Source organism: Pseudomonas protegens (assembly GCF_013407925.2).
Lineage (GTDB): Bacteria > Pseudomonadota > Gammaproteobacteria > Pseudomonadales > Pseudomonadaceae > Aquipseudomonas > Aquipseudomonas fluorescens_AP.
Genome location: NZ_CP060201.1, coordinates 3,604,389 through 3,620,993, shown reverse-complemented (window position 1 = coordinate 3,620,993; position 16,605 = coordinate 3,604,389). Strand labels below are relative to the sequence as shown.

Here is a 16,605-nt window from a genome sequence, read left to right as displayed (position 1 = left end):
AATCAGACCGGCTTGGCGCCCATCAGGCCGGCAATGGCGACAAAACACACCAGGCTGAACACCGCCAGCACCAGGGTGAAGGTCAGGCCGCTGGCGGCCTTGGCGCGCCGCAGGCGATTGAGTCGCACCATCAGCCACAGCCAGGCCAGGACGCCCAAGGTATAGAGCACGCTGGAGCCCAGGAGCCAGGCCTGGCCCAGCGGCCAGCCCACCAGATGCACCATCCCCCAGCCACTGAACGGCAGGCTCAGCAGACCGATGGCCAGCAGCAACCAGCCGAACAGCCCCGGACGCTGCAACACCCGGCTGTAAACCGCGGCATCGCCCTGGCGGCGCAGGCGCCAGGTCCAGATCGCCAGCCCCAGGGCGCTGCCCAACAGCAGCACCGTGGCCAGTACATGAAGCGTCTTCAGCGTGCTCAGTGTTTCCATGTTCTCGCTTCCTTAAGGCTCCGTTCCTCAGCGTAGTCGTTCAGCCCAGGAACAGCTGGTACGCCGGGTTGTCGCTTTCATCCCAGTACGGATAGCCGATCTGCTCCAGGGCCGCCGGCACCAGGTGACGCTCCTCGGCCGGCACTTGCAGGCCGGCCACGACCCGGCCGTCCGCCGCGCCATGGTTGCGGTAGTGGAACATCGAAATGTTCCAGCGGCCGCCCAGCTTGTTGAGGAAGTTGAACAGCGCGCCCGGACGCTCCGGGAACTCGAAGCGCAGCACCACTTCGTCGCTGACCTTCTCGGCATGGCCACCGACCATGTAGCGGATGTGCAGCTTGGCCAGTTCGTTGTCGGTCAGGTCGATCACCGGAAAGCCCTGCCCGGTCAGGCTGGCGATCAGGGCGCTGCGCGGATCGTTTTCCGGGTGGGTCTGCACGCCGACGAAAATGTGCGCTTCGCTGCCGGTGTTGTAGCGGTAGTTGAATTCGGTGATCTGGCGTTTGCCCACCGCTTCGCAAAACGCCTTGAAGCTGCCCGGCTTCTCGGGAATGGTCACGGCGATGATGGCTTCACGGCCCTCGCCCAGCTCGGCGCGCTCGGCCACATGGCGCAGGCGGTCGAAGTTGACGTTGGCCCCGGAATCGATGGCCACCAGGGTCTGTCCGCTGATGCCGCGCTGCTCGACGTATTTCTTGATCCCGGCCACGCCCAGGGCACCGGCAGGTTCGGTGATCGAGCGGGTATCGTCGTAGATATCCTTGATCGCCGCGCAGATCTCGTCGGTGCTGACGGTGATCACTTCGTCCACATAGTGCTTGCAGATGTCGAAGGTGTGCTGGCCGATCTGCGCCACCGCCACGCCGTCGGCAAAGATCCCCACGGTCGGCAGCACCACCCGCTCGCCCGCGGCCATGGCGGCTTGCAGGCAGTTGGAATCGTCCGGCTCGACGCCGATGATCTTGGTTTCCGGACGCAGGTACTTCACATAGGCGGCAATGCCGGCGATCAACCCGCCGCCACCGACCGGAACGAAAATCGCATCCAGCGGGCCAGGGTGCTGGCGCAGAATCTCCATGGCCACCGTGCCCTGCCCGGCAATGGTGTGCGGATCATCGTAGGGATGGATATAGACGTAGCCTTTTTCATCCACCAGCTTCAGAGAATAGGCCAGCGCCTCGGGGAAGGTATCGCCGTGCAGCACCACTTTGCCGCCACGGGAACGCACGCCTTCGACCTTGATCTCCGGGGTGGTCTTGGGCATCACGATGGTGGCCTTGACCCCCAGCACCTTGGCCGCCAGGGCCAGGCCCTGGGCGTGGTTGCCGGCCGACGCGGTCACCACGCCGCGAGCGCGCTCGGCGTCGCTGAGCTGGGTCAGCTTGTTGTAGGCGCCACGAATCTTGAACGAGAACACCGGCTGCAAGTCTTCGCGCTTGAGCCAGATCTGATTGCCCAGCCGCTCGGAGAGCTGGCGGGCAGTCTGCAATGGGGTTTCTACGGCAACGTCATAAACGCGCGAGGTGAGGATCTTCTTGACGTACTGTTCGAGCATCGGAAAGCATCACTGAGCGGGTTGGGCAGGGCCAAGGAGTCTAACCCAGCGTTTGCCCGGGCGACCACACGAATACCGAGGTTTTAGCCCGCCCCCTCAAAGCCTCTCCCCCGCCATGCGAACTCCCCGTCCACCCCGGCCGATTAGCCAAACGGGCAATGACCGGATCTGCCGCGGCGCCTATAATGCCGGCCTTTGTGCCCCCCCTTGCCCGCTTCGGAGCCCGCATGACCCAGGATCAACTCAAACAGGCCGTCGCCCAGGCCGCCGTCGACCTTATCCTCCCGAAACTCGATGACAAGAGCATCGTCGGGGTCGGCACCGGCTCCACCGCCAACTGCTTCATCGACGCCCTGGCCCTGCACAAGGGCGCCTTCGACGGCGCCGTGGCCAGCTCCGAAGCCACCGCCGCGCGCCTCAAGGGCCACGGGATTCCGGTGTACGAGCTCAATACCGTCAGCGACCTGGAGTTCTACATCGACGGCGCCGACGAAAGCGACGAGCACCTGAACCTGATCAAGGGTGGCGGCGCCGCCCTGACCCGGGAAAAGATCGTCGCCGCCGTGGCCAAGACCTTCATCTGCATCGCCGACGCCAGCAAGCTGGTGCCGGTGCTGGGCAACTTCCCGCTGCCGGTGGAAGTGATCCCGATGGCCCGCAGTCACGTGGCCCGCGAGCTGGTGAAGCTGGGCGGCGACCCGGTGTACCGCGAAGGCGTGATCACCGACAACGGCAACATCATCCTCGACGTGCACAACATGCAGATCACCAACCCGGTGGAGCTGGAAAGCCAGATCAACGCCATCGTCGGCGTGGTCACCAATGGCCTGTTCGCCGCGCGCCCCGCCGATGTGCTGCTGCTGGGCACCGCTGAAGGGGTGAAAACCCTCAAGGCCTGAGCCGCCGGTTTGCCAGCGTAGACGGCGCAAGGCCGCTTCGCTGGCAAGCCAGCGCCTACATGGGTTTCTTGAAGACGTAGAACAGGTTCGGCTCGCTCACCAGATACAGGGTGCCGGCGTCATCCATGGCCATTCCCTCAGCCTGGGGCACCGACTTGCTCAAGCCCTGGCGGCCCTTGCCCAATGCCAGGGTGCTGAGCGGGCGCCCGTCCACGTCCAGTTCCACCACCAAGCGAGATTCGTCCGACAGGGCCAGCAGATGGCCGCTGCGCTCGTCGTATTGCAGGCTGGAAAGATCGCGCACAAAGAGCCCGGCATCCCGCTTGGGGTTATTCAGCACATGCACCCCGTAGGACTTTTCCGGATCGTGATGGGGGAAGCCCTGCACTTCGTAGATCAGCATCGGGTCGCGCTCCTTGGCGACGAACAGGCGCTGGCCCTGTGAATCGTAAGCCAGCCCTTCAAAGCCCTTGTTCCCCGAAAGGTGCACGCCGAGGGTGATCTGCTCGGCCTGTGCCGCGTCCACCACGGTGGTTTCATCGTCCAGCTGGATCTTGATCAGCCGCTGCTGCCGCTCATCGCTGATTACATAGGTATTGGCGCTGATGAACTCCACCGCCTCCGGATCCCCGAAGCCCACCAGGGCAATGCGCCGCAGGACCTGACCGTCCAGGGACAGCTCGACCAGCTCGGCATTCTTGTTGGTCACGGTAAACAGGCTGTTGCGCAGCGGGTCGTAGGTCAGCGCCGAAACTTCGTCCAGGCCCTTGATCGGCTGCGCCTCCAGCACCACCCGATAGTCGCCCAGCCCCAGCGACTCGGGGGCCGCTACCTGCCAGTAGGTTTGCCAGTCAAACCAGGCGCGCTGCCACAACCGGTGATTGTGGACAAACGCCGCCAGCAGTGCGGCCATCAGGCCGAGAGTCAGGTAGAGGGGTTGCAAACGGGTCAGGCGATACATGGCGAGGGAGCTCGAAATCAGGACAGGCGAATGAAATATCACAGCCCACTGAATTCAAGCTTAATGCCGCGGGACGGCACGGCTCAGGCGCCGCGCCGGGGATTCACTGCTTCTCGAAGCGATAGAACAGGTTGGGTTCGCTGACCATGTACAGGTTGCCGGCTTCATCCATGGCCACGCCTTCGGCCCGGGGAATGGTTTTCTTCAAGCCGTTGAAGCCACCGAGCAAGGCCATGAAGCTGACTTGCTCGCCCTGCTCGTCCAGCTCCAGCAGCAGGTGGGAGTCGGCGGACAGCACCAAAACATGACCGGTACGCGGGTCGACGCCCAGGGCCGAAAGGTTGCGCAGGTCGAGTTCATCGCTGGCCAGCTTCTGCTTGTCGCCCTTGAGCACCTGACTGCCATCGCTGTTCCAGGTGAACAGCGCCGGAGGACGCTCCTCGCCCAGCAGCAGTTGCTGCTTGCGCGGGTTCCAGGCGATGGCTTCGAAGGCCTTGTTCTGGTCTTGCGAAGGGCCCAGGTCGTACTGGGGGAAATCGGCGATATTCAGCGCTTGGGTGTTGGCATCGACCTTGACGATCACCAGCGAATGCTGGCGCTCATCGACGATCGCCAGCAGGCCGTTTTCCAGGACCGCCACCCCTTCCGGATTGCTCCAACCCACCAGCGGCATTTTGCGCAGGACGTCGCCCTGCAGAGTCAGCTCCAACAGGAACGGATTCTTGCCCATCACGGAAAACAGGGTTTTGCTGTGCGGATTGTAGGAAAGATCGGAGGCTTCATCGCGCTCCATTCCCGGCAGGGCCTTGGCATCGATGACCGCCCGGTAACTGGGCAGCCAGATGCTGGCGTTACGCTCGGCGCTGCTGACAAAGCCTTCCTGAAGCCAAAGCGCGCCACGATCATCCCAGTGCATGACACTGGCAACGCCATAGCAGATCACGCCCGCCAGCAGCAGCCAGGAGTACCAGCGCATGCGCAAGCGCAGGCGGCGGATGGGGTGAGGTTTGGGTAGGGAGTGGGCGTCCATCACACAGATTCCAGAAGCTCGGCCAATGGTAATAGCACACGAATTTCGGATCCGCGAACCATAAACCTCGGAATTATCCGGAGAAAATGTGAAAAACCGGTTAAAGCTCGCCGAGCCCTCTGCGCTGCGCCCTGGATTGCCGGGTCAGCGCAAAGAGATTCGGATCAACGAACGCTGCTGGTGAAACGACTGACGCCCGGCAACTCCAGCACCAGCTCATCACCGACATTCAGTGGACCAACCCCCACCGGCGTACCGGTAAGAATCACGTCTCCGGCCTGCAGGGAGAAGCAACCGGCCATGTACTGAATCATCGGCACGATGGGGTTGAGCATGACGCTGCTGTTGCCGTCCTGGCGCACTTCGCCGTTGATGGTCAGGCGAATGCCGATATCGGTCAGGTCGGCAAAACTGCTGCTCACCACAAAGGGCGCAAGGACCGCCGCCCCGTCGAAGCACTTGGAAATCTCCCACGGCAGGCCCTTGGCCTTCAGCTCGGCCTGCTTGTCCCGCAGGGTCAGGTCCAGCGCCGGGGCAAAGCCGGAGATGGCATCCAGCACTTCCTCGCGGCTGGGCTGGGTGGACAGCGGCTTGCCGATCAACACCGCGATCTCCGCCTCGTAGTGCACCGAGCCACGGTCGGTGGGAATGCTGAAGCCCCCTTCCAGCGGCACCACACAACTGCCCGGCTTGATAAACAGCAGGGGTTCGGTAGGAACCGGGTTGTCCAACTCCTTGGCGTGCTCGGCGTAGTTGCGGCCGATGCATACCAACTTGCCTACCGGAAAATGAATCCGGGTACCGTCGACATACTGGTGCTGATAGCTCATTACCGACTCCTGCTTGTGTGCTTCATCAGGCTGCTGCTTGCGCTCAAACGGCGAAGATCTTGCCCGGGTTCATGATGCCGTTGGGATCGAACACCGCCTTGACCGCCTTCATGTACTCGATCTCCACCGGCGAGCGGCTGTAGGTCAGGTAATCGCGCTTGGTCATGCCCACGCCGTGTTCGGCGGAAATTGAACCGTTGTACTTCTCGACGGTTTCGAACACCCACTTGTTGACCGTGGCGCACTTGGCGAAGAACTCGTCCTTGCTCAGGTTGTCCGGCTTGAGGATGTTCAGGTGCAGGTTGCCGTCGCCGATGTGACCGAACCAGACGATTTCGAAATCCGGGTAGTGCTTGCCGACAATGGCGTCGATTTCCTGAAGGAAGGCCGGGACTTTCGACACGGTGACCGAGATGTCGTTCTTGTAGGGCGTCCAGTGGGAGATGGTTTCGGAGATGTACTCGCGCAGCTTCCACAGGTTCTGCAACTGGGTTTCGCTCTGGCTCATCACCCCGTCCAGCACCCAGCCCTGCTCGACACAGTGCTCGAAGGTTTCCAGGGCCTGGTTGGCCACTTCTTCGGTGGTGGCTTCGAATTCCAGCAGCGCGTAGAACGGGCAGTCGGATTCGAACGGTGCCGGTACGTCGCCACGGGCCAGGACCTTGGCCAGGGCCTTGTCGGAAAAGAATTCGAAGGCGGTCAGATCAAGCTTGCTCTGAAAGGCGTGCAGCACCGGCATGATCGAATCGAAGTCGGCGGTGCCAAGCACCATGGCAGTGAGGTTCTTCGGCGCCCGATCCAGGCGCATGGTGGCCTCGACCACGAACCCCAGGGTGCCTTCGGCGCCGATGAACAGCTGGCGCAGGTCGTAGCCGGTGGCGTTCTTGATCAGGTCCTTGTTCAGCTCCAGCACATCACCCTTGCCGGTAACCACCTTCATGCCGGCCACCCAGTTGCGGGTCATGCCGTAGCGAATCACCTTGATCCCGCCGGCATTGGTGCCGATATTGCCGCCAATCTGGCTGGAACCTGCCGAAGCGAAATCCACCGGGTAATAGAGGCCGTTTTCTTGCGCCAGGTTCTGCAACTGCTCGGTGACCACGCCCGGCTGGCACACCGCGGTGCGATCCGTCAGGTTCAGGTCGAGGATCTGGTTCATGTAGTCGAAAGACACCACGACTTCGCCATTGGCTGCCACGGCGGCGGCCGACAGGCCGGTACGCCCGCCGGAAGGCACCAGGGCCACCCGGTGCTGGTTGGCCCAGCGCACGATGGCCTGAACCTGCTCGATGGTCTTGGGAAACACGATGGCCGTCGGGGCCGGGGCGAAATGCTTGGTCCAATCCTTGCCGTAAGCTTCCAGGGAGCCAGCGTCGGTCAGCACCTTGCCAGGCTCAACCAGGGTCTTCAGTTCATCAATCAGGGCAGGATTGGTCATCGACAGAACTCTCGAACAATTCATGGTCATCCTGAGAACGCTTCACGTCGCAGGAATGAGTGTTTAGCGGGGCGCGTATGCTAGCATACCGCCCCCGCAGGAGAGTGCCCAAGGGCCTTTCCGCGGTGGCGGTTGCATGCCGTCCAGGTCAGCTCAAGCTGTCCATTTCCCTGCCATTTTTCTCCGGGACACAGGTTTACGCAGATGAGCAAGACTTCTCTCGATAAGAGCAAGATCAAGTTCCTTCTCCTCGAAGGCGTCCACCAATCCGCTGTCGACGTCCTCAAGGCCGCCGGCTACACCAGCATCGAGTACCTCACCGGTTCTCTGCCGGAAGCCCAGCTCAAGGAAAAGATCGCCGATGCGCACTTCATCGGCATTCGCTCCCGCACTCAACTGACCGAAGAAATCTTCGACCACGCGAAGAAACTGGTCGCTGTGGGCTGCTTCTGCATCGGCACCAACCAGGTTGACCTGTCTGCCGCTCGCGAGCGCGGCATTGCGGTGTTCAACGCGCCTTACTCCAACACCCGTTCGGTCGCCGAACTGGTGCTGGCCGAGGCCATCCTGCTGCTGCGCGGCATCCCTGAGAAAAACGCTTCCTGCCACCGTGGCGGCTGGATCAAGAGCGCGGCCAACTCCTTCGAAATCCGCGGCAAGAAGCTGGGTATCGTCGGTTACGGCTCCATTGGTACTCAGCTGTCGGTACTGGCCGAAGGCCTGGGGATGCAGGTGTTCTTCTACGACACCGTGACCAAGCTGCCGCTGGGTAACGCCACCCAAGTGGGCAACCTGCACGAACTGCTGGGCATGTCCGACATCGTGACCCTGCACGTGCCGGAAACCCCGGCCACCCAGTGGATGATCGGCGAGAAGGAAATTCGCGCCATCAAGAAGGGCGGCATCCTGATCAACGCCGCTCGCGGCACCGTGGTCGAGCTGGACGCCCTGGCGGACGCGATCAAGGACAAGCACCTGATCGGCGCGGCCATCGACGTATTCCCGGTCGAACCGCGTTCCAACGACGAAGAGTTCGAAAGTCCGCTGCGCGGCCTGGACAACGTGATCCTGACTCCGCACATCGGCGGTTCCACCGCTGAAGCCCAAGCCAACATCGGCCTGGAAGTGGCAGAGAAGCTGGTCAAGTACAGCGACAACGGTACTTCGGTATCCTCGGTCAACTTCCCGGAAGTGGCGCTGCCGGCCCACCCTGGCAAGCACCGCCTGCTGCACATCCACGAGAACATCCCGGGCGTGATGAGCGAGATCAACAAGGTCTTCGCCGAAAACGGCATCAACATCTCCGGCCAGTTCCTGCAGACCAACGAAAAGGTCGGCTACGTGGTGATCGACGTCGACGCCGAATACTCGGACCTGGCGCAAGAGAAGCTGCAGCACATCAACGGCACCATCCGTTGCCGCGTGCTGTTCTAAGAGCCGCTTCAAGCGGCAAGTTTCAAGCCGCAAGCCAGAGCCCGCTCTTACTTGCCGCTTGTAGCTAAAACCTTGCCGCTAGCCGCGCAAAAAAAGGGAGCCTTGAACGGCTCCCTTTTTTTTGCGCGGCATTTACGATTATTTCACTGTCACTGTGATTTTCTTGGAGACGATGACCGGGTCGAACGGCACGTGGTTCTTGTCGCCCAGCTCCAGTTGCAGGGTGTGCTTGCCGGGGGTCAGGGTCACTTCGGTTTCGGTCTGGGCCTTGCCGAAGTGCAGGTGGTTGGCGTCCATCGGGATCGGCAGGTTTTCCGCCGGCAACTGATCGACGTCGATCAGCAGGTGATGGTGGCCGGTGTTGGCGGTCTGATCACCGGCCGGGGCCAGGGCGATGCCCTCAACCCCGAACTTGACGGTGAAGGTCTTGTCCACGACGGCCCCGTCAGCGGGGGAAACAATGAATACCTTGGCGCCGGCGGGGGCGGCCGTGCGCGGAATCTCCGCTGCGCCGGCCAGCATCGAGGCACCCAGCAACAGCCCGGCCAGGGCCGCACGAGACATAAAATTTTTCATTATCTTCTCCAGTTTTTCCGCAATTCTTTTACGGTTATGACAACTTCGTGGCGATTCGTTGTCGAAGGCATTCAACACCTTAGCAAAGCGAGCCTGAACGGCGCATCGCTCATATAAATTCAAGGAGTGACCATGCGTTTCCTGCCTGGCCTGATACTTTTGCTGCCCCTTGTGAGCACTTGCGCTCAAGCCGAACTGATGGACGACATCAATGACCGCGGGGAACTGCGCATCGCCCTGGAAGCCAATGCGCCACCCTTCAACTTCAAGGATGACGGCAAACTCACCGGCTTCGAGGTGGAGCTGGGACAGTTGCTGGCCAGTGAACTGGATGTACGCCCGGACTTCGTGGTGACGGCTGCCGCCGAACTGCTGCCCGGTGTGGAAAGCGGCCGCTTCGACGTGGCCATCAACCACATAGCAGTGACCCCGGAACTCAAGGATCGTTTCGATTTCAGCGAGCCCTACAGCTACTCCAGCGCCCAATTGATCGTGCGCAAGGAAGAACAGCGCCCGCTGTTTTCCCTGCAGGCCCTGCGCGGCCAGGCCCTGGGCGTGGCTCAGGGCAGCCAGTTCGTCGACCAGGCGCGCACCGTGGAAGGGATCAACCTGCGCAGCTACGCCGACGCCCAGCAGCCGATCAAGGATGTGGCGGACAAGCAGATCGACGCCGCCATCAGCGATCGCCTGTTGATTCCCTACGCCATTCGCGACAGCCGCCTGCCGGTGAAGGAAGGGGCCAAGGTGGGGCCGACCCTGAGCCTGGCGATTCCGTTCCAGAAAGGTAACCCGGCGTTCCAGGCCAGCCTGGATAGCGCTTTGCAGCGGATCAAGGCCGATGGGCGACTGATGGCTCTCTCGGAGAAATGGTTCGGCATGGATGCCAGCAAACCGCCCAAGACCGACGCCGGGCAGTAAACTACACAACCTGCCGGATTGACCTGTAGCCGCTGCCGCAGGCTGCGAACGGCCCGAAGGGACGCAGGGATTTGGCCGCTAGAGGTCGGCGAGAGACCGCCAGGCAAGGCTCTGCGAGCCTTTTCGCAGCCTCGCTGGAGCTCGGCAGCGGCTACAAGGACAGTGCGGCCAGGGCGGCAGCGGCTTCGGCCAGTTGCAGTTCGCTGAAGACCTGGACCCCGTGCTGCCTCAGCAATGCCGCGGTCACCCCTTCGCCCTGGACTTTGACCCCGCTGAAGGTGCCGTCATAGGTCAGCAGGTTGCCGCAGGATGGGCTGTTGGCCTTGAGCACGGCAACGCCAATCCCGTGCTGTTCCACCAGTTCCAGCGCCTGGCGCGCCCCAAAGAGGAATTGGGCGCTGACATCTTCGCCTTCCGTGGTCATCACCGGCGCCCGTCCTGCAAGCACATCGCCCCCTTGCCCACCGGGAATCTCCGCCGCCGCCCGTGGCGTCGGCAAGCCACCGGCCACTTCCGGACAGAGCGCAACCACCCGCCCCTCTTGCAGCCAGACGGCCAGTTGATCGAACGGCCCGCTGGCGCCGCCGTCGTAGCGTACGCGGTGGCCCAACAGACAACGGCTGACCAGGATCTTGTGCATGTTCAGAACGGCTCGTTACCACGACGCCGGAACCAACCGGTCAGGGACAGGCGTTCCCGGGTCGCGGGCAGGACTTCATGGGGCACCTCGCCGGAGAGAAACACCACCAGCCGGCCCCCGACGGGGAGCACATCGTATTGCCCCTGGTCATTGAGGTACATGCGCAACTGCCCACCGTGCTCGGGCAGCCACTGCTCATTGAGGTAGATCACCGCCGACACCATGCGCCGGTCATCGTCGCGAAAGCGGTCCACATGGCGCTTGTAGAAAGCCCCGGGCGGATACATCGCGAAGTGGCACTCGAAGTCCTCCAGCCCCAGAAACAGGCCGCGATTGAGGGCCTCGCGCAGGCTGTCCATCAATCCCAGGTAGGTGTCGCTGGCCCCGGCCTGGCCGGGTTCCAGCCACTGGATATGGTCGCCGCGGATCCCCTCGCGGATCTCCTGGGCCGGCCCGCGACCCACCGCCGCCGGCGCCAGCTCACCTTCAGCCGCACGTTTACGGCACTCAGCCGCCAGTTCGAGGGTCAGAGCCTCGGACAGAAAGACATTTTGCTGCGACCAGCCACGGGCGGCCAGGTCGTCGACAATGTTCAACAACAGCGGGTGATCAGAGGTTATTTGCATGGCGCGCATAGTATCCAGCATCAGATAAATCCGACAGAGCCACAGAGCGGAGGATCAGGCATTTTTTTCAATGCACTTACCACTCATGACTTTAGCTGACGATCCTGATACGAATTCTCGACAACCACCGCCTTGCCCCGGAGAATAGTCGCCTGCTGACAGGAGTCCTTATGCGCCGTTTGCTTTTCTCACTGTTGATGTTCTGCGCCTTGCCTGCCTGGGCAGACAGCCACGACCAGTTGTACAAGGTCGCCGGTTGGCCGGAACAGCGCGCGCATTTCAACGATGCCCTCAGCGCCGCCCAGCAGCGCTACCAGAACAGCTTGCCGCCGGCGGTCTACCAGGCCCTGGTGGACAACAGCAACCAGCGCTTCGCGCCCCAGGCCGTGGACCGCCGCGCCGAGGCCCAACTGCGCCAGCACCTGGCCGATCCGGCTCCGGCCCTGGCCTTCTTCCAGTCGCCGCTGGGACGCAAGATCGTTGCCGCCGAACTGCTGGCCACCCGTCGCGACCAGTTGGCCAAGAACGCCCAGGGCCTGCCGAAGATGCAGGCCAGCGACACCCGCCAGTTGATCATCGGCCACCTGGCCCAGGCCCTGCCGGCCAAGGAAGCCGGGGCGGAAGTCAGCCTGGCGATTGCCGGGGTCGCCGCCGACAGCCTGAGCCAGATGATCCCCGGCCTGCTGGGCGGCGGTCAGGCCCAGGGCATGCTCAACGGCCAGCGCCAGCGATTGATGCAGCAGATCGGCAACGACCTGAACAACACCTTGCTCTACGTCTATCGGGATCTGTCCGACACCGAACTCGAAGAGTTCGCCACCTTCGCCGAATCCAGCGAAGGCAAGGCCTACTACCAGGCGGCCCTGGCGGCGATTCGCGCTGGCCTGGCGGTCGGCCAGAGCACCTCCAGCCTCGCCCCATGAGCCCGCCAACTCACCGGTAACCGCTGCCGAGCCCGCGAGGCTGCGCAAAGGTTGGCAGGACCTTGCCTGGCGATCTAACGCCGAACCTCCAGCGGCTCTTCGGGCCGTTCCCAGCCTGCGACAGCGGCCACACCCCTCTCCCGCAGCTCAGACGTGCTCGGTCAGGAAGGCGAAGTACTGATCGCGGTACAGCGGGATTTCATTGGCCAGGTGGTGCCGTGCATCGGGCAGCATCAGCACCTCAGGCGTTGCGAACTTGTCGCGAATCACCTGCAGGTTGTGCTGCCAGTCCACGGTCATGTCCGCATCACCCTGGACGATCAGCGGCTGCCTGGAACTGCGCGGCGCGGCTTCCAGGCGCTTGATCCAGCGCGACAGCGCCCCCACCCAGGCCGTTGGCAAGCGCTGCGGTTGCAAGGGATCGGCCTGGAGGAAGGCGAGGAAGTCCGGATCGTTGGAGTTTTCGCTGAAACGCCGGGCAATCCCGCTGACAAAGGGCCGCAGCAGGTAATAGCTGAGCATCGACCAGCCCCAGGCCCGCGGCCGCACCAGCGGCGAGAGCAGCACCACCCGTCCCTGGGCCGGGCTCTCGGCGCCCTGGTTGAGCAGGTGATCCATGATGATGGCCCCTCCGGTGCTTTGCCCGAACAGGTGCCAGGGCTGAGGCAGTTCCAGGGCCCGGGCCTCGCCGAACAGGCCCTGCAGCACCCGCTGATACACCGCGAAATCATCGATGCTGGCGCGCTCGCCGCTGGACAGCCCGTGCCCTGGCAGATCGCAGGAAATCACCACGAAGCGGCGTTGCAGCGCCCACTCGATCACATGCCGGTACAAGCCCATGTGATCGTAGAAACCGTGGAACAGAAACAGCGTTGCCCGCGGCTGCTCCGGCCACCAGACCTGACAGACAACCTCGTAGTCGTCCACCTGGATACGCCCCAGGCGACTGCGAGGCACCAGCGCCCGCCCGGCAAAGTCCAGCCCGTAGAAGCGCTGATAGGCTTGAGCCTCGGCCGACAAGGGCTGCCCGGCCGCCAGGGGTTGCAGGCTGGCACGCAGATGGTCGGGGTCGAAGTTCACGGGCATGGGGTTTTCCAAAACGGAGGGCGTTGGGACAAAACGGGCTTTCTGGGCCTGCGATATTCATCTGTCGCGACAAGCATGGCAAGCTACGCGACCTTCGAGGACCGATCTTAATGCGCCAGTCTTACCGCACGCCCCTGCTTGCCAGCCTGCTCGTCCTGTTTTGCGCCGTTGTGCTGTGGAGCGCCTACGACTGGTTCCAGGGCCGCTATCTGCGGGCGTTCAGTGAACACACCGCGGTCTTCTCCGGCGACCCGCTGCAACTGCCCGCCGAACTGGCCGGCCCTGGCGCCATTCGCCTGGTGCACTTCTGGGACCCGGCCTGCCCCTGCAACGTTGGCAACCAGCAGCACCTGGCCGAGCTGATCGCCACCTATGGTCCGCAAGGCGTGGAGTTCTACTCGGTGCAGAAACCCGGCAGTCACGGCCAGTTGCCCGCGACCCTGAGCGCCCTGAAAACCCTCGATCACCTGCCCGGCGCCGAACAGATCCCCGCCAGTCCGGCGGTGGCGATCTGGGATCGCAACGGCAAGCTGGCCTACTTCGGGCCCTACAGCGAAGGCCTGACCTGCAACTCCAGCAACAGCTTCATCGAGCCCATCCTCCAGGCCCTGGCCAGCGATCGCCAGATCAATGCCACCCATACCCTGGCGGTAGGCTGCTATTGTCCCTGGCCGGCCAGCACCCACTAGGGCATTCGCGACTATTCAAGGACTGCCTCCTGCGCGATACCCGAGACTTGTGCTAAATCTCTGCAGCTCTCAAGGCGGCACTGACAACAACAGCAAGGAGCCCGCATGAAACGCAGCCTGACCCTGGTCGCCGTCCTGATCCTCGCCCTGCTGGCGGGTGCCGCCGGCTATCTGTACAGCAAGCAGCCCACACGCCAGGGCCAGGTGGAAATCCGTGGCCTGCAAGGCTCGGTCACCGTGCGCTACGACGAACGCGGGGTGCCGCACATCCGCGCGGAAAACGAAGCCGACCTGTATCGCGCCCTGGGTTACGTGCACGCCCAGGACCGGCTGTTCCAGATGGAAATGCTGCGCCGCCTGTCCCGAGGCGAGCTGGCAGAAGTCCTCGGCCCCAAGCTGCTGGACACCGACAAGCTGTTCCGCAGCTTGCGCATCCGCGAGCGCGCCGACAGCTACGTGGCCGGCCTTGATCGCCAGTCCCCGGCATGGAAGGCCCTGGAAGCCTATCTGGACGGCATCAACCAATATCAGGACAGCCACGTCAGCCCCATGGAGTTCGATGTCCTGGGCATCCACAAGCGGCCGTTCACCGCAGAGGACACCGTCAGCGTCGCCGGCTTCATGGCCTACAGCTTCGCCATGGCCTTTCGCACCGAACCGCTCTTGACCTACATCCGCGATCAACTGGGCAACGATTACCTGAAAGTCTTCGACCTCGACTGGCAGCCCAAGGGCGTGCTGGCCAAGGGCAAGCCGCAACCGGCGCTGCCCCTGGCCGCCGTCGACTGGCAGGACCTGGGACGGATCTCCCGCCTGAGCCAGGATGCCCTGAGCGACGCCGGACTGCCGCAATTCGAAGGCAGCAACGCCTGGGCCGTGGCCGGCACGCGGACCAGGAGCGGCCGCCCGCTGCTGGCCGGCGACCCGCACATCCGCTATTCCCTGCCGTCGGTGTGGTACGAGGCGCAGCTGTCGGCGCCGGGTTTCGAACTCTACGGCCATCATCAGGCCCTGGTGCCCTTCGCCTTCCTGGGCCACAACCTGGATTTCGGCTGGAGCCTGACCATGTTCCAGAACGACGATCTCGACCTGATCGCCGAGAAGGTCAACCCGGAGAACCCCAACCAGGTCTGGTTCCGTGACAAGTGGGTCGACCTGATCAGCAGCGAGCAGCAGATCGCGGTCAAGGGCCAGGCCCCGGTCACCCTGACCCTGCGCCGCTCGCCCCACGGGCCGATCATCAACGACATGCTCGGCAGCACCGTGGGCAAGGCTCCGGTGGCCATGTGGTGGGGTTTTCTGGAAACCCCGAACCCGATCCTCGACGGCTTCTACCAGCTCAACCGCGCCGACACCCTGGCCAAGGCCCGCGCGGCGGCGGCCAAGGTCCATGCTCCGGGCCTCAACATCATCTGGGCCAACGCCAAGGGCGATATCGGCTGGTGGGCGGCGGCGCTGCTGCCTAAACGCCCGGCCGGGGCCAAGCCGACGTTCATGCTCGATGGCAGCACGGCGATGGCCGACAAGGAAGGCTTCTATCCCTTCAGCGCCAACCCCCAGGAAGAGAATCCGCCCAGGGGCTATATCGTCTCGGCCAATTTCCAACCGGTTTCCCCTACCGGCATGGAGATTCCCGGCTACTACAACCTCGCCGACCGCGGCCAGCAACTGGATCGCCAGCTCAGCGACAAGAGCGTGAAATGGGACCTGGAAAACACCCAGAAACTGCAGCTGGGCACGACCACCGCCTACGGCCCGCGCCTGCTGGCACCGCTGTTGCCCGTGCTGCGGGAAGTGGTCGGCGACCCCGAGGAGCTCAAGCTGGTGGAGCAACTGGCCAAGTGGCAGGGCGACTACCCGCTGGACTCCACCAGCGCCACCCTGTTCAACCAGTTCCTGTTCGAACTGGCCAACGCCACCTTCCATGAAAAACTCGGTGACGCCTACTTCGACGCGCTGATCCAGGCCCGAGTGGTGGATGCCGCCCTGCCCCGGCTGGCGGCCGATCCCGACTCGCCCTGGTGGGACAACCGCACCACGCCCCAGCGCGAAAGCCGGGCCGACACGGTCAAGCTGGCCTGGCGCGCCAGCATCGACCACCTGCGGCTGACCCTCGGCGCCAACCCGGCGCAGTGGCGCTGGGGCAGCGCCCACACCCTGACCCACGGCCATCCCCTGGGGATGCAGAAGCCGCTGGACCGGGTCTTCAACGTCGGCCCGCTGGACGCCCCCGGCAGCCATGAGGTGCCGAACAACCTCACCGCCAAGATCGGCCCGGCGCCCTGGTCGGTGGTCTATGGCCCCTCGACCCGACGCATCATCGACTTCGCCGACCCGGCCCACAGCCTGACCATCAACCCGGTGGGCCAGAGCGGCGTCCTGTTCGACAAGCACTACGACGACCAGGCCGAGGCCTACATCGAAGGGGTTTACCAACAGGCGCACTTCAGCGAAGAGGAAGTCACCGCCAACACCCGCAGCACCCTGAAGCTGCTGCCGGCGCGCCGCCCCTGACACTCCCTCTAGCAAGCCCGCTGTAGGAGCTGGCTTGCCAGCGAAGCGGCCCGAA

The 16,605-nt window shown here is 63.5% G+C and carries 16 protein-coding genes; 6 read left to right on the top strand and 10 right to left on the bottom strand.

Features of this window, described 5'->3' with window-relative positions:
- Positions 1-2 precede the first annotated feature (2 nt).
- Together GGI48_RS16720 and ilvA are read right to left on the bottom strand one after the other, a co-directional pair.
- Positions 3-431: a DUF2269 family protein gene (locus GGI48_RS16720; RefSeq protein ID WP_179599194.1), complete on the bottom strand. Its 429-nt coding sequence runs from the start codon at positions 429-431 to the stop codon at positions 3-5.
- 40 nt (positions 432-471) lie between these two features.
- Positions 472-1,986, bottom strand: a complete 1,515-nt coding sequence (gene ilvA, locus GGI48_RS16715; protein WP_103742122.1) for a threonine ammonia-lyase, biosynthetic — start codon at positions 1,984-1,986, stop codon at positions 472-474.
- Positions 1,987-2,213: 227 nt separating this feature from the next.
- Between ilvA and rpiA the strand changes: the two genes are divergently transcribed.
- The gene (gene rpiA, locus GGI48_RS16710) at positions 2,214-2,885 is read left to right on the top strand and encodes a ribose-5-phosphate isomerase RpiA (protein ID WP_016963479.1); all 672 of its coding nucleotides are present in this window, start codon (positions 2,214-2,216) and stop codon (positions 2,883-2,885) included.
- A 55-nt stretch (positions 2,886-2,940) separates the two neighbouring features.
- Here the strand turns inward: rpiA and GGI48_RS16705 are convergent, their stop codons facing one another.
- The 4 genes from GGI48_RS16705 to GGI48_RS16690 form a co-directional block, all read right to left on the bottom strand.
- Positions 2,941-3,846: an SdiA-regulated domain-containing protein gene (locus GGI48_RS16705; protein ID WP_179599192.1), complete on the bottom strand. Its 906-nt coding sequence runs from the start codon at positions 3,844-3,846 to the stop codon at positions 2,941-2,943.
- Between the two features lie 103 nt (positions 3,847-3,949).
- Entirely contained in the window at positions 3,950-4,876 is a 927-nt protein-coding gene (locus GGI48_RS16700) for an SdiA-regulated domain-containing protein (protein ID WP_179599190.1), read from the bottom strand.
- A gap of 164 nt (positions 4,877-5,040) precedes the next feature.
- Positions 5,041-5,706, bottom strand: coding sequence for a fumarylacetoacetate hydrolase family protein (locus GGI48_RS16695; RefSeq protein WP_016963476.1), 666 nt, complete (start codon positions 5,704-5,706; stop codon positions 5,041-5,043).
- Positions 5,707-5,749: 43 nt separating this feature from the next.
- Entirely contained in the window at positions 5,750-7,144 is a 1,395-nt protein-coding gene (locus GGI48_RS16690) for an FAD-binding oxidoreductase (RefSeq protein ID WP_042940671.1), read from the bottom strand.
- A 204-nt stretch (positions 7,145-7,348) separates the two neighbouring features.
- On the opposite strand from GGI48_RS16690, the gene serA reads away from it, so the two are divergent.
- Positions 7,349-8,578 carry a phosphoglycerate dehydrogenase gene (serA, locus tag GGI48_RS16685; protein WP_016963474.1) on the top strand — a complete coding sequence of 410 codons (1,230 nt, stop codon included), beginning with the start codon at positions 7,349-7,351 and terminating at the stop codon, positions 8,576-8,578.
- A 138-nt stretch (positions 8,579-8,716) separates the two neighbouring features.
- On the opposite strand, the gene GGI48_RS16680 is transcribed toward serA, so the two are convergent.
- Complete coding sequence (locus GGI48_RS16680; RefSeq protein WP_016963473.1) at positions 8,717-9,154, bottom strand: DUF4399 domain-containing protein; 438 nt, start codon at positions 9,152-9,154, stop codon at positions 8,717-8,719.
- 132 nt (positions 9,155-9,286) lie between these two features.
- Here GGI48_RS16680 and GGI48_RS16675 point away from each other — a divergent pair, with 132 nt between their 5' ends.
- On the top strand, positions 9,287-10,072 hold the full coding sequence (locus tag GGI48_RS16675) for a transporter substrate-binding domain-containing protein (RefSeq protein WP_047306533.1): 786 nt from the start codon (positions 9,287-9,289) through the stop codon (positions 10,070-10,072).
- A gap of 151 nt (positions 10,073-10,223) precedes the next feature.
- On the opposite strand, the gene GGI48_RS16670 is transcribed toward GGI48_RS16675, so the two are convergent.
- A complete protein-coding gene (locus tag GGI48_RS16670; protein ID WP_179599188.1) occupies positions 10,224-10,712 on the bottom strand; it encodes a DUF523 domain-containing protein in 489 nt (162 codons plus the stop codon).
- 2 nt (positions 10,713-10,714) lie between these two features.
- Positions 10,715-11,347: a 2OG-Fe(II) oxygenase gene (locus GGI48_RS16665; protein ID WP_016963466.1), complete on the bottom strand. Its 633-nt coding sequence runs from the start codon at positions 11,345-11,347 to the stop codon at positions 10,715-10,717.
- Positions 11,348-11,508: 161 nt separating this feature from the next.
- Between GGI48_RS16665 and GGI48_RS16660 the strand changes: the two genes are divergently transcribed.
- A complete protein-coding gene (locus tag GGI48_RS16660) occupies positions 11,509-12,261 on the top strand; it encodes a DUF2059 domain-containing protein (protein WP_016963463.1) in 753 nt (250 codons plus the stop codon).
- A 147-nt stretch (positions 12,262-12,408) separates the two neighbouring features.
- Here GGI48_RS16660 and GGI48_RS16655 read toward each other — a convergent pair whose 3' ends face one another.
- Positions 12,409-13,347: an alpha/beta hydrolase gene (locus GGI48_RS16655; RefSeq protein WP_179599186.1), complete on the bottom strand. Its 939-nt coding sequence runs from the start codon at positions 13,345-13,347 to the stop codon at positions 12,409-12,411.
- Positions 13,348-13,457: 110 nt separating this feature from the next.
- Between GGI48_RS16655 and GGI48_RS16650 the strand changes: the two genes are divergently transcribed.
- Both GGI48_RS16650 and GGI48_RS16645 read left to right on the top strand, forming a co-directional pair.
- Positions 13,458-14,036 carry a DUF6436 domain-containing protein gene (locus tag GGI48_RS16650; RefSeq protein ID WP_016963459.1) on the top strand — a complete coding sequence of 193 codons (579 nt, stop codon included), beginning with the start codon at positions 13,458-13,460 and terminating at the stop codon, positions 14,034-14,036.
- 105 nt (positions 14,037-14,141) lie between these two features.
- Positions 14,142-16,550, top strand: coding sequence for a penicillin acylase family protein (locus GGI48_RS16645; protein ID WP_047306538.1), 2,409 nt, complete (start codon positions 14,142-14,144; stop codon positions 16,548-16,550).
- The last annotated feature ends 55 nt before the right edge of the window (positions 16,551-16,605 follow it).

Excerpts from the sequence above, each read along its gene's own strand:
- GGI48_RS16720 (WP_179599194.1), bottom strand. The coding sequence starts at position 431 with ATGGAAACACTGAGCACGCTGAAGACGCTTCATGTACTGGCCACGGTG.
- ilvA (WP_103742122.1), bottom strand. The coding sequence starts at position 1,986 with ATGCTCGAACAGTACGTCAAGAAGATCCTCACCTCGCGCGTTTATGAC.
- rpiA (WP_016963479.1), top strand. The coding sequence starts at position 2,214 with ATGACCCAGGATCAACTCAAACAGGCCGTCGCCCAGGCCGCCGTCGAC.
- GGI48_RS16705 (WP_179599192.1), bottom strand. The coding sequence starts at position 3,846 with ATGTATCGCCTGACCCGTTTGCAACCCCTCTACCTGACTCTCGGCCTG.
- GGI48_RS16700 (WP_179599190.1), bottom strand. The coding sequence starts at position 4,876 with ATGGACGCCCACTCCCTACCCAAACCTCACCCCATCCGCCGCCTGCGC.
- GGI48_RS16695 (WP_016963476.1), bottom strand. The coding sequence starts at position 5,706 with ATGAGCTATCAGCACCAGTATGTCGACGGTACCCGGATTCATTTTCCG.
- GGI48_RS16690 (WP_042940671.1), bottom strand. The coding sequence starts at position 7,144 with ATGACCAATCCTGCCCTGATTGATGAACTGAAGACCCTGGTTGAGCCT.
- serA (WP_016963474.1), top strand. The coding sequence starts at position 7,349 with ATGAGCAAGACTTCTCTCGATAAGAGCAAGATCAAGTTCCTTCTCCTC.
- GGI48_RS16680 (WP_016963473.1), bottom strand. The coding sequence starts at position 9,154 with ATGAAAAATTTTATGTCTCGTGCGGCCCTGGCCGGGCTGTTGCTGGGT.
- GGI48_RS16675 (WP_047306533.1), top strand. The coding sequence starts at position 9,287 with ATGCGTTTCCTGCCTGGCCTGATACTTTTGCTGCCCCTTGTGAGCACT.
- GGI48_RS16670 (WP_179599188.1), bottom strand. The coding sequence starts at position 10,712 with ATGCACAAGATCCTGGTCAGCCGTTGTCTGTTGGGCCACCGCGTACGC.
- GGI48_RS16665 (WP_016963466.1), bottom strand. The coding sequence starts at position 11,347 with ATGCGCGCCATGCAAATAACCTCTGATCACCCGCTGTTGTTGAACATT.
- GGI48_RS16660 (WP_016963463.1), top strand. The coding sequence starts at position 11,509 with ATGCGCCGTTTGCTTTTCTCACTGTTGATGTTCTGCGCCTTGCCTGCC.
- GGI48_RS16655 (WP_179599186.1), bottom strand. The coding sequence starts at position 13,347 with ATGCCCGTGAACTTCGACCCCGACCATCTGCGTGCCAGCCTGCAACCC.
- GGI48_RS16650 (WP_016963459.1), top strand. The coding sequence starts at position 13,458 with ATGCGCCAGTCTTACCGCACGCCCCTGCTTGCCAGCCTGCTCGTCCTG.
- GGI48_RS16645 (WP_047306538.1), top strand. The coding sequence starts at position 14,142 with ATGAAACGCAGCCTGACCCTGGTCGCCGTCCTGATCCTCGCCCTGCTG.